Annotated in this window: 8 protein-coding genes; 2 read left to right on the top strand and 6 right to left on the bottom strand. The window is 72.0% G+C overall.

What is annotated here, in order from left to right; all coding sequences use genetic code 11:
• Positions 1-11 precede the first annotated feature (11 nt).
• On the bottom strand, positions 12-773 hold the full coding sequence (locus ACFWGN_RS05950) for an SDR family NAD(P)-dependent oxidoreductase (RefSeq protein ID WP_191801348.1): 762 nt from the start codon (positions 771-773) through the stop codon (positions 12-14).
• Between the two features lie 94 nt (positions 774-867).
• Between ACFWGN_RS05950 and ACFWGN_RS05945 the strand changes: the two genes are divergently transcribed.
• Positions 868-1482 (top strand): TetR family transcriptional regulator, encoded by a 615-nt coding sequence (locus ACFWGN_RS05945; RefSeq protein ID WP_191801346.1) that lies wholly within the window; start codon positions 868-870, stop codon positions 1480-1482.
• A 123-nt stretch (positions 1483-1605) separates the two neighbouring features.
• On the top strand, positions 1606-3243 hold the full coding sequence (locus ACFWGN_RS05940) for a succinic semialdehyde dehydrogenase (RefSeq protein WP_377616113.1): 1638 nt from the start codon (positions 1606-1608) through the stop codon (positions 3241-3243).
• A gap of 75 nt (positions 3244-3318) precedes the next feature.
• Here ACFWGN_RS05940 and ACFWGN_RS05935 read toward each other — a convergent pair whose 3' ends face one another.
• The 5 genes from ACFWGN_RS05935 to ACFWGN_RS05915 all read right to left on the bottom strand — a co-directional run bounded on the left by ACFWGN_RS05935 (position 3319) and on the right by ACFWGN_RS05915 (position 11388).
• Positions 3319-4074 carry a vancomycin high temperature exclusion protein gene (locus ACFWGN_RS05935; RefSeq protein ID WP_377616112.1) on the bottom strand — a complete coding sequence of 252 codons (756 nt, stop codon included), beginning with the start codon at positions 4072-4074 and terminating at the stop codon, positions 3319-3321.
• 117 nt (positions 4075-4191) lie between these two features.
• On the bottom strand, positions 4192-5190 hold the full coding sequence (locus tag ACFWGN_RS05930; protein ID WP_377616110.1) for a DUF4031 domain-containing protein: 999 nt from the start codon (positions 5188-5190) through the stop codon (positions 4192-4194).
• Between the two features lie 116 nt (positions 5191-5306).
• Entirely contained in the window at positions 5307-6668 is a 1362-nt protein-coding gene (locus tag ACFWGN_RS05925) for an acetate/propionate family kinase (RefSeq protein WP_377616109.1), read from the bottom strand.
• On the bottom strand, positions 6665-8896 hold the full coding sequence (pta, locus tag ACFWGN_RS05920) for a phosphate acetyltransferase (protein ID WP_377616108.1): 2232 nt from the start codon (positions 8894-8896) through the stop codon (positions 6665-6667). Before pta ends, ACFWGN_RS05925 begins: the two co-directional genes overlap by 4 nt.
• Entirely contained in the window at positions 8893-11388 is a 2496-nt protein-coding gene (locus ACFWGN_RS05915; protein WP_377616107.1) for a phosphoketolase, read from the bottom strand. The genes pta and ACFWGN_RS05915 overlap by 4 nt, the downstream gene beginning before the upstream one ends.
• Between the last annotated feature and the right edge of the window lie 191 nt (positions 11389-11579).

The raw sequence follows: 11579 nt of genomic DNA, 5'->3' as shown, positions 1-11579 counted from the left end.
GGGGCGAGCCGTCAGATCGTCGACCAGCCACCGTCCGACATCAGGAGCGCGCCGTTGACGTTGGCGGAGTCCTCGGACAGCAGCCACGTGATCGAGGCCGCGAGCTGCTCGGCGGTCGCGGGAGCGGGCACGGTCGCCTGCATGATCGGGCCCAGGCGCTGGGCGCCCAGCTCGGAGCGGAACGGCGCCTCGATGTTGGTCGCGACGGCTCCCGGTGCGACGGCGTTGACGCGTACGCCCGCGGGGCCGTAGAAGAGCGCGGTGCTCTTGGTGAGGCCCACGACGGCGTGCTTGGACGTCGCGTAGGGCGTGCCCGACGCGCCTGCGCGGATGCTGGCCTCGCTCGCGACGTTGACGATCCGCCCGTGCCCGGCCTCGACCATCGCGGGCAGCACGGCGCGCATGAGCTTCATGGGGGCTGTCACGTTGATGCGCAGGACCCGCTCCCACAGCGCGTCGTCGATCTCGGCGGTGGGCACGAACGCGTCCATGATCCCCGCGTTGTTGACGAGGCCCGTGATGCGCCCTTCGCCGACCTCGACGATCTGCGCGATCACCGCGTCGTCGGACACGTCGCCCACGACGGTCGTCAGGGGGAGGTCGCCGACCTCTACGCTGAGCGCATCGAGCCGTTCGGCGTCGAGGTCGCTCGCGATGACGCGGGCGCCCTCGGCGAGGAGCCGGGTCGCGGTCGCCTTGCCGATGCCGGAGCCGGCGCCGGTGACGACGACGGTCGCCCCTGCGAAGCGGTTCGGGATGGTCGACGTGGTCATGATGGGGTCCTTCCGCCGGATGGAGGGGCCGGGTGCGGCCCCCTGCTACCTTTTTAACACCGAGTGCCATAAAGAAGTACCCCGAGGAGATGTGATGTCGGAGACAACCGCACGCCGAGGCCGGCCGGCTACCGTCGACCGGCACCGGGTGGCGGCCACGGCCCTGCGCCTCTTCACGGACGAGGGGTTCGGCAACGTCACGATGGACGACGTGGCGGTCGCGTGCGGCGTCGGCCGACGGACCCTGTTCCGCCTCTTCCCCTCCAAGGCCGCGATGGTCTGGGGTGGCTCGGGGGAGGCGCGCGACGCGATCGACGGCGTGCTCGCCGCGGCCGGTGACGTGACCCTGCCCGAGGCCCTCGACGTCGTGCGCGGTGCGTTCGTAGCGTCGTCCACCTTCCCGCCCGAGGCGCTCGAGGTCACGCGTCAGCGGCTGTGCCTCATCGCCGGCGACGAGGAGCTCCTCTCCTGGGGCACGTCGAGCATCGGGACGTCGGCCGCGTCGGTCGCGGAGTTCCTCAGCCGGGCCGAGGGGGCCGCGCAGTCCTCGTTGCGTGCCCGTTCGCTCGCGGCGGCGTGCGCGGCAGCGAACTTCGCGGCCCTCGTCTGGTGGGCGCAGAGTGCCCCCGAGCGTGACCCCGCCGGGGTCGTGGACGAGGCGCTCACGCACCTGCTCGACGGCGCGCGGACCTGGGCCGCGCAGGGCTGAGCCGGGCGGCGTGCGGCCCGGAGCCCCCGGCCCGGTCTCCCGGCGCGGCGTCGGGACCGCGTCACCAGGGGGATTGTGTGAAGGATGTTCTGCGTGGGGGTACCGACGCGTAACCTGTCACGCATGGCAAGCGAACCAGCCGACGGCGGCCAGGGCGGCAGCGCCGCGATCGACGGACTCATCGACCCCGAGGATCCCTCGGCCACGTACGTCCTGGAGCCCGACGTCGTCGCTCCCCTCGTGGCCCGCATCGTCACCTCTCACACCGCGGGCGACCACCGGTCCCTCCTCCCGTTCACGGGTGCGCCCCTCGCGGCGATCCCCCTGTCCTCGGTCGAGGACGTGGCCGAAGCCGTCGAGCGTGCTCGTCGGGCTCAGCGCTCGTGGGCTCACACCACGGTCGCCGAGCGTGCCGCGGTGCTCCTGCGCTTCCACGACCTGGTCCTCGAGAGGCAGGCCGAGGTCCTGGACCTCCTGCAGATGGAGACCGGCAAGTCGCGGCGCAGCGCGTTCGAGGAGGTCGGCGACATCGCCCAGGTCACGCGTCACTACGGCGTGCGGGCGGCCACCTACCTCGCGGACCGTCGCGTGGGCGGCATGCTCCCGGTCCTGACCGGAGCCACGGTGCACCGCCGGCCCGTCGGCGTCGTCGGGGCCATCGCTCCCTGGAACTACCCGCTGACGCTCGGGCTCGCCGAGGCCCTGCCCGCGCTCGTGGCAGGCAACGCGGTCGTGCTCAAGCCGGAGCCGCAGACGTCCCTGACCGCACTGTGGGCCGCCGAGCTGCTCGAGGAGGCCGGGTTGCCCGGCGACCTCTTCCTCGTCGTCGCGGGCGGTGGAGACGTGGGCGCCGCTCTGACGGGTCTGGTCGACCACATCGCCTTCACGGGCTCGACCGCGACAGGTCGGAAGGTCGCCGCCCAGGCTGGCGAGCGCCTCATCGGGACCACGCTCGAGCTGGGCGGCAAGAATCCCCTGTACGTCGCGGCGGACGCGCACGTCCCGTCGGCAGCCCAGGGAGCGGTGCGGGCCTGCTTCTCGAACAGCGGCCAGCTGTGCGTCTCGATCGAGCGTCTGATCCTCCACGAGGACATCGCCGAGGAGTTCCTCGACGCGTTCGTCCCGCTCGTGCGCGGGCTCACGCTCGGGACCGCGCTCGACTACTCGGTCGACATGGGCTCGCTCACGTCGCAGGCGCAGCTCGACCGCGTCGTCGCGCACGTCGACGACGCCCTCGCGCAGGGTGCCCGGGTGCTGGCCGGCGGCGTCCACCGCGCGGACATCGGCCCGTACTTCTACGCCCCCACGGTCCTCGACCATGTCCCGCCCACCGCGGCCTGCGCTCACGAGGAGACGTTCGGGCCGGTCGTCTCGGTGACGCGCGTGCCCGACGACGCGACCGCGATCCGCGTCATGAACGACTCCGAGTACGGGCTCAGCGCGAGCATCTGGACCCAGGACACGGCGCGGGGCCGTCGCCTCGCGGCGCAGGTCGAGGCCGGTGCGGTCAACATCAACGACGGCTACGCCGCGGCGTTCGGTTCGGTCTCGGCCCCCATGGGCGGTTTCAAGTCCTCGGGGCAGGGGCGCCGCCACGGACGCGAAGGCATCGAGGCGCTCACCGAGCCCCAGACGATCGTGGTCCAGCGCGGGGTGTCGCGCGGGCTGAGCTTCGACACGCTGTACGCCCAGCCGGGGGACCGGCCCAGCCGCCTGCTCACGGCCGCGTTCGCGGTCATGAAGAAGCTGCGTCTGCCGTAGCGGCGTCGCGCCGACCGGCGCCCACGACGATCGATCGCCCGCCCCACGTCCGGGGCGGGCGATCGATCGTGGGTGTCAGGGCGTCGCGGAGCGCGACTCGAGGACGTCGGAGACCGCGGTCTCCTTCGCGCCCGGGTGCACCGGCTCGCGGTGCGTGAGGGCGTCCCAGGCCGCCTTGAGCGACGCGGGCACCTCGCGCACGCGGTACATCACGGCCTTCGGGGGCTCGACGCTCGTCGAGGGCACCCCCACGCCCACGGCGTCGATACCCGCCTGGGAGCACGAGAACAGGGCGCGTGGCAGGTGGTAGTCCTGCGTGACGACCACGGCCTCCGTGACGCCGAAGATCTCGTGCGCGCGGACGCACGTGTCGTGCGTGTCGAACCCGGCGAACGTGTCGAACCCGGCGAAGTCGCGGACCACGTGCTCGGCCGGGACCCCCTGCTCGACGAGCCAGTCGAGCATCGCGGTCGGCTCGTCGTACCCTTCGCGGGAGTTGTCGCCGCTCACGAGGACGACCTGGACCTTTCCCTGCTCGTAGAGCTCGCGCGCCGCGTCGAGGCGCCGACGCAGGAAGGTCGACGGTGACCCGTCGGGTCGCAGTCCGGCACCGAGCACAATGACCACGGGCCGCTCGGGCGTCGAGGCGACGTCGGGGCTGACCTGGAGCCGACCGCCGACCTGCACCCAGGCGAGCGGGGCCGCGACCACGAGCACGAGCGCGGCAGCGCCGAGCGCGAGCGTCCGCCGACGCCCCCGAGGGGTCGGGACGGGCCCTGCCGTCGGATCCGTCGGTACCGTCGGCGCGGGGTTCCCCTGCGGTGCGCTCACGCGGGCGAGCCTAGCGGCCGGTCCGGGCTCCGGAGCCCTGCCGTCGTGCGCGTCGCGGCCCGAGGCGCGGAGCCCGGGCCGCACGCCCCCGGGAAGGCCGCGAACCCAGGGGAGCAGTCAGGCAGTTCCCGAGGCGCCCACGAGTCCCGCGAGCTCGGTCCGGAGGTTCTCCTCGGCGCGCGCGGCCCAGCGCTCGCGACCGAGCGGGGTCCTGAAGAGCGCGGGCAGTGCGAGGAGCTGCTCGAGCACCGCGGCGCGTCCGGCCCGGAAGAGGTCGTCGGGGACGTGCGCGTACTCGGCCCGGACCTGGCGCACGTAGCGGGCGTAGCGGTCGGGCATGGCGCCGAGGATCGCGAGGTCCGCGTCGCACACGAGCGCTCCCACGGCGTCGTCGGGGGAGGGGTCGTGGCCCGCGGTGAGCCGGACGAGCCGCGCGACCTCCGCGACGTCGTCCGCCGTGAGGCGAGTCCCGCCGGCGGCGGGATCGGCGCCCGGGGTGCGCTCCGTCGTCGGGCCGGCGAGCAGCGGGGTGAGGCTCGCCACCGCGAGCTCCGCCGACGCCTCCTCGTCCTCGCCCGCGACCCCCTCGTGGACCGCGTCGTGGAACCACAGCGCGAGCTGCGCGCGCGACGACGTGCCCGACGGCGCCGCCTCGCCCCGCGCGGGCACGCCCGGCGAGCGCCCCTCGAGGACCGCGAGCGAGTCGAGCACGTGCACCAGGTGCGAGGGGCCGTGGTAGACGCGGTGCGGCTCGTGCCAGCGCCGCACGAGGTCCGCGCCGACCTCGCGCGCGCCCGGGACGCCCGGCAGGAGCGCGTCCCAGCGGGCCGTGAGCGCTGCCGCCTTCGCGGCCGCCCGGTCGCGTGCGGGGACGCGCAGGCCCGAGGCGCGCAGCCGCACGATGAGCTCTCGCCCCGAGACGCCGTGCGCACCCGCGGCGACGCAGTCCGCGTGGCGCTCGGCCGGGACGTCGTAGTGGTCCAGGTCGAACGCGCGCCGCCCGAGCCCCAACCGCTCGGCGAACGCGTGCAGCTCGTCGAGCGAGGAGTCGGACACGAGGTGGGACCAGAGGGTCCCGTGGGCCGGCCAGGTCGGCGGGTCGATGAGAAGAGCCACGCCTCGACCCTAGAGGGTCGAGGCGTGGCTCGGGTCGTGCGCCGGCAGTGCCGTGCCGGTGCACTGTCGTCGCCGGGCGGTGCTCCCTGCCCGACGGCGTCAGCGGGGTGGTGAGGTCAGCTCTCCTCGGCGAGGGTCGGCTCGGGCGCGTGGTCCTCGGCCGGGACCTCGGGGTCCACCGCCTCGGAGGCTAGCGCAGCCGGGGGGAACGTGACAGGGCGACCCGCCTTCTCGGTCTCCTCGACGACCTCGACGCTCAGCCGGGCGATCGCGAGCTCCTCCATGGTCGGGACGACCATGACGAGCGTGCTCGTCCAGTCGGGCGAGATGACGCGCGGCTCCTTGCTGCGGACCGCGTTGCGCTCGGGGTCCACGGCGATACCCAGACCCGCGAGACCCTCGACGACCTGGGCGCGCACGATGTCGTCGTTCTCGCCCACGCCGGCCGTGAAGGCGATCACGTCGATGCGCCCCAGCACGGCCATGTAGGCACCGATGTACTTGCGCAGGCGGTGGATGTAGACGTCCAGGGCCAGCCTCGCGTCCTCGTCGCCCGACGCGATGAGCTCGTGCAGGGCGCGGAAGTCGTTCTCGCCCGCGAGGCCCTTGATGCCCGAGCGCTTGTTGAACAGGTCGTCGAGCTCGTCGATCGACATGTTCGCGTTGCGGGCCAGGTGGAAGATGACCGCGGGGTCGATGTCGCCCGTCCGGGTCCCCATGACCAGGCCCTCGAGCGGCGTCAGGCCCATCGAGGTGTCGACCGCGATCCCGCCGCGCACGGCCGAGGCCGACGCGCCGTTGCCGAGGTGCAGCACGATGATGTTGAGGTCCTGCAGCCGGCGGCCCAGGACGCGCGCGACCTTGCCCGACACGTAGTGGTGGCTCGTGCCGTGGAAGCCGTACCGGCGCACGCCGTACTTCTCCGCGGTCTCCTTCTCGAGCGCGTACGTCGAGGCGGCCCGGGGCAGCGACGAGAAGAACGCGGTGTCGAACACCGCGACGTGCGGGACGTCGGGCAGGAGCCGGCGTGCGACCGAGATGCCCGTGACGTTGGCGGGGTTGTGCAGCGGCGCGAGGGGGGCCAGGTCGAGGATCTGGCGCTCCACGTCGTCGTCGACCAGGACCGGCCGCGAGAACGTCGCGCCACCGTGCACCACGCGGTGCCCCACGGCGTACACGTTGGCGTCCGCGAGCCGGGGGCCCACCTCGTCGAAGAGCGAGAGCGCGATGCGCAACGCCTCGCCGTGGTCGGCGACGCGCTCCTCGCGCGTCGTCGTGTTCCCCGCGAAGCGGTGCTTGATGACCCCGCTCGACTCGCCGATGCGCTCGATCGTCCCGGCGGCGATGGCCTCGCCGCCCACCGGGTTGACCAGCTGGTACTTGAGCGAGGACGAGCCCGAGTTCATCACGAGCACCGAGCCGTGCGCGCCGTACGCCGAGTACGGGTTGGTGCGCTCGTGCTCCGGGAGGACGGTCATGCGGAAGCTCCGTTCGTGCTGGACAGGGCTGTCGACCCTGCCTGTGCCTGGATGGCCGTGATGGCCACGGTGTTGACGATGTCCTGGACCAGGGCACCGCGCGAGAGGTCGTTCACGGGCTTGTTGAGGCCCTGCAGGACCGGTCCCACGGCCACCGCGCCGGCCGAGCGCTGCACGGCCTTGTAGGTGTTGTTGCCCGTGTTGAGGTCCGGGAAGATGAAGACGGTCGCCTTGCCGGCCACGTCGGAGCCCGGCATCTTGGAGGCCGCCACCGAGGCGTCCACCGCGGCGTCGTACTGGATGGGGCCCTCGACGAACAGGTCGGGGCGACGGCTGCGGACCAGCTCGGTCGCCGAGCGCACCTTGTCGACGTCGACGCCCGAGCCCGACTCGCCCGTCGAGTAGGACAGCATCGCGACGCGCTGGTCGATCCCGAACTGCAGCGCCGTGGCCGCGGACGAGATGGCGATGTCCGCGAGCTGCGTGTCGGTCGGGTCCGGGTTGACGGCGCAGTCGCCGTAGACCAGGACACGGTCCTCGAGGCACATGAGGAACACCGACGAGACGACCGAGACGCCCGGGACGGTCTTGATGATCTCGAACGACGGCTTGATGGTGTGCGCCGTGGTGTGCCGGGCGCCCGAGACCATGCCGTCGGCCAGGCCCAGGTGGACCATCATGGTGCCGAAGTAGGACACGTCCGGCACGATCTCGCGCGCGCGCTCGACCGTCATGCCCTTGTGGGCGCGCAACCGGGTGTACTCCTCGGCGAACCGCTCGACGAGCTCGGGGTCGTGCGGGTCGATCACGGTCGCCGCGTCGATGTCCAGGCCCAGCTCGGTCGCGCGCGCCCGGATCGACTGCTCGTCGCCCAGGATCGTGAGGTCCGCGACCTGACGGCCCAGGAGGGTCGAGGCCGCGCGCAGGATGCGGTCGTCCTCCCCCTCGGGGAGCACGATGTTCTTGCGGTCCGCGCGGGCCCGCGACAGGAGCTCGTACTCGAACATGAGCGGCGTGACGACCTCCGGGCGCGGGACGTCGAGCCCCGCGAGGAGCGCCGCGCCGTCGACGTTCTGCTCGAACAGCGCGAGCGCGGTGTCGACCTTGCGCTGGGACTCCTTGGAGACCCGGCCCCGCGCGCGTGACGCGGCGCTCGCCGAGCGGAACGTCCCGAGATCGGTGCGGATGATCGGCAGGCTCGGGTCGAGGGCCGCGACGAGGCGACCGGTCGAGTCGGGCGGGTAGAACCCGCCGTTCAGGATGATGCCCGCGAGCGACGGGAAGTTGCGCGCCTGCTGGGCGGCGAGCAGCCCGATGAGGATGTCGCTGCGGTCGCCGGGCGTGATGACCACGGCGCCGTCGACCAGCTTGTCGAGCAGGTGCTCGAGCGACATGGCACCCACGAGCACGTCGAGGACCTCGCGGCCGAGCAGCTCGGGGTCGCCCAGGGCGAGCTCGCCGCCCACGGCCTCCATGAGTGCGGCCACCGTGGGCGCGTTGAGGAACGGGTCCTCGGGGATGGCCCAGCCGGGCAGCGTGCCCGACGACGCCGCGCCCCTGCCCGTGTCGTCGGACGACAGCGCCGACAGCTGGGCGCGCACGTCCTCGATGCTGGCCGGGAGGCAGCGGTTGGCGATGACCGCGATGGGCTGCGCGTGGTTCGAACGGAGCTCGGACACGCTGACCTCGATGAGGTTCGCGATGGCCTCGGGGGAGCGCTCGCGGCCCGAGACGACCAGGAGCACGGGGGCCCCCAGGTTGGCGGCGATCCGCGCGTTGAACGCGAGCTCGGTCGGTCCTGCGACGTCGGTGTAGTCGGTCCCGACGACGACCACGAAGTCGCACTGCTTGGCGACCTCGTGGTACCGCGAGACGATCTGCGCGAGCGCGGCCTCGGGGTCGGCGTGGACGTCGTCGTACGTGACGCCCATGGCCTCCTCGTAGGTGAGGTCGACGCCGTCGTGCGCGAGCAGGAGCTCGAGCACGTAGTCGCGGTCCTGCTCGCGTGCGCCGGCCTCTGCCGGGGCGGACCCGGCCGGGGTGCCGGCCGCCTCGACGGGGGCCACGGCCCCCGTGACGGCGCTGGGCGAGGTCCTGGTCACGGGGCGGAAGACCCCGACCCGCTGGACCCTGCGGGTCAGCAGGTCGAGGACTCCCAGGGCGATCGTCGACTTCCCCGTCTCACCCTCGGGTGAGGCGAGGTAGATGGATCGGGCGGTGCTGGTCACTCGTTGTCGCCTCCGGTAGCGGCGGCCGCGTCGTACGCCGGCCCGCCTTCTGCAGTTGCGGTGTCGCCCGCGTCGGGCCACACCCAGTCACGGACCGAGGGGATGTCCTCGCCGTGCTCTCTCGTGTACTGACGAGCCTCCAGACGGGCGTCCACCATCTTCTGGCGCAGCCCGGCCGCCTTCGACCGCAGCGAGGGCACGCGGTCGATCACGTCGATCACCAGGTGGAACCGGTCGAGGTCGTTGAGCATGACCATGTCGAACGGCGTGGTGGTGGTGCCCTCCTCCTTGTAGCCGCGCACGTGGATGTTCTCGTGCCCGTTGCGGCGGTACGTCAGGCGGTGGATGAGCCACGGGTAGCCGTGGTACGCGAACACGACCGGCTTGTCCGTGGTGAACAGCGTGTCGAAGTCGCGGTCGGAGAGCCCGTGCGGGTGCTCCTTCTCGTCCTGCAGGCGCATGAGGTCCACGACGTTGACCACGCGGACCTTGAGCTCGGGCAGGTGCTGGCGCAGCAGGTCGGCCGCGGCCAGGGTCTCGAGCGTCGGGACGTCCCCGGCGCAGCCGAGCACCACGTCCGGGTCCTCGCCCGGGACCTCGGTGCCGGCCCACTCCCAGATGCCCAGGCCGCGCGTGCAGTGGGCGATCGCCTGGTCCATGGTCAGGAAGTTCGGCGCGGGCTGCTTGCCCGCGACGACGACGTTCACGTACTGGCGCGAGCGCAGGCAGTGGTCGTAGGTCGAGAGCAGCGTGTTGGCGTCCGGCGGCAGGTAGACGCGGACGATCTCCGCCTTCTTGTTCACCACGTGGTCGATGAAGCCGGGGTCCTGGTGGCTGAAGCCGTTGTGGTCCTGGCGCCACACGTGGCTCGAGAGCAGGTAGTTGAGGCTCGCGATGGGCCGGCGCCACGGGATGTCGTTGGTGACCTTGAGCCACTTGGCGTGCTGGTTGAACATCGAGTCGATGATGTGGATGAAGGCCTCGTAGCACGAGAAGAGCCCGTGGCGCCCCGTGAGGAGGTACCCCTCGAGCCAGCCCTGGCACTGGTGCTCGGAGAGCATCTCCATGACGCGACCCGCACGCGCGAGGTGCTCGTCGACGTCGGGCCCGAAGAACTCCGCGTTCCACTGCTTGTCCGTGACCTCGTAGACCGCCTGCAGGCGGTTCGACGCGGTCTCGTCCGGGCCGAAGATCCGGAAGTTGTCCGGGTTGAGCCGCACGACGTCGGTCAGCCACTGGCCCAGGACCCTGGTCGCCTCCGAGAGGCCCCCGCCGGGGGCGGTGACCTCGACCGCGTAGTCGCGGAAGTCGGGCAGGCGCAGGTCCTTGAGGAGCAGGCCACCGTTGGTGTGCGGGTTGTCGCTCATGCGCAGCGTGCCGCGCGGGGCGAGCTGCGCGATGTCCGCGTCGAGGCGGCCCTTGTCGTCGAACAGCTCGTGGACGCGGTAGGAGTCGAGCCAGTCCTTGAGGTCCTGGAGGTGCTCGGGGGTGTCGCGCGCGCTCGCGAGCGGCACCTGGTGCGAGCGCCAGGAGTCCTCGGTCTTCTTGCCGTCGATCGTCTTGGGGCCCGTCCACCCCTTGGGGGTGCGGAACACGATCATGGGCCAGAACGGGCGCTCGTCGTTGCCTGCCGCGGCGTCGGCCTTGATCTGCGCGATGTGGTTGAGCACCTCGTCGAGCAGGGTCGCGAACCGGCGGTGCACCTCGTAGTGGTCCTCGCCGTCGAACCCGCCCGAGAAGAAGTAGGGCGTGTGCCCGTAGCCGACCATGAGGTCGTGCAGCTCGTCGTCGCTGATGCGGCCGAGGATCGTCGGGTTCGCGATCTTGTACCCGTTGAGGTGCAGGATCGGCAGCACCACACCGTCGTTGACCGGGTTGACGAACTTGTTCGAGTGCCAGCTCGTGGCCAGGGGGCCGGTCTCGGCCTCGCCGTCGCCCACGACGGCCGCGACCAGGAGGTCCGGGTTGTCGAACGCGGCGCCGTACGCGTGCGAGAGCGCGTAGCCGAGCTCGCCGCCCTCGTGGATCGAGCCGGGAGTCTCCGGTGCGACGTGCGAGGGGATACCGCCGGGGAACGAGAACTGCCGGAACAGGCGGCGAAGCCCCTCGGTGTCCTGCGTGATGTCGGAGTAGACCTCGGAGTAGGTGCCCTCGAGGTAGGAGTTCGCGACGAGGCCGGGGCCGCCGTGGCCGGGACCCGTGACGTAGATCGTGGACTGCTCGCGCTCGACGATCGCACGGTTGAGGTGCGCGTAGAGGAAGTTGAGGCCGGGCGTGGTGCCCCAGTGGCCCAGGAGACGGGGCTTCACGTCGTCCCGGTCGAGGGGCTCGCGCAGCAGGGGGTTCGCGAGCAGGTAGATCTGACCCACCGAGAGGTAGTTGGCCGCCCTCCACCAGCCGTCGACGCGGGCGAGGGTCTCCTCCGAGAGAGGGGCGACCTCACCGGATCGCCAAGGTGTTCCTTCTGTCGGACGCGAGGTGGTCGTAGTCATCGCACGCTCCAGCTGTACCGGGGGATGGTGGCCCCTTCATACAACCGCATCGGCCGGGGTGACGCATGGTTTCGGTGGTCCCGCGGAGTGTGAGGTGCGCCCGAAACGGCAGAAAAGGACGAAGGTCCCCGACCGGTCGGTCAGGAAGTCCCGATCGGGTCGCCGGAACCGCGGACAGTGGTGTGGGTCAC

Origin of the sequence: Oerskovia sp. NPDC060338 (genome assembly GCF_042726295.1) — a bacterium.
Lineage (GTDB): Bacteria > Actinomycetota > Actinomycetes > Actinomycetales > Cellulomonadaceae > Oerskovia > Oerskovia merdavium.
This window is presented reverse-complemented; position numbering and strand designations above follow the sequence as displayed.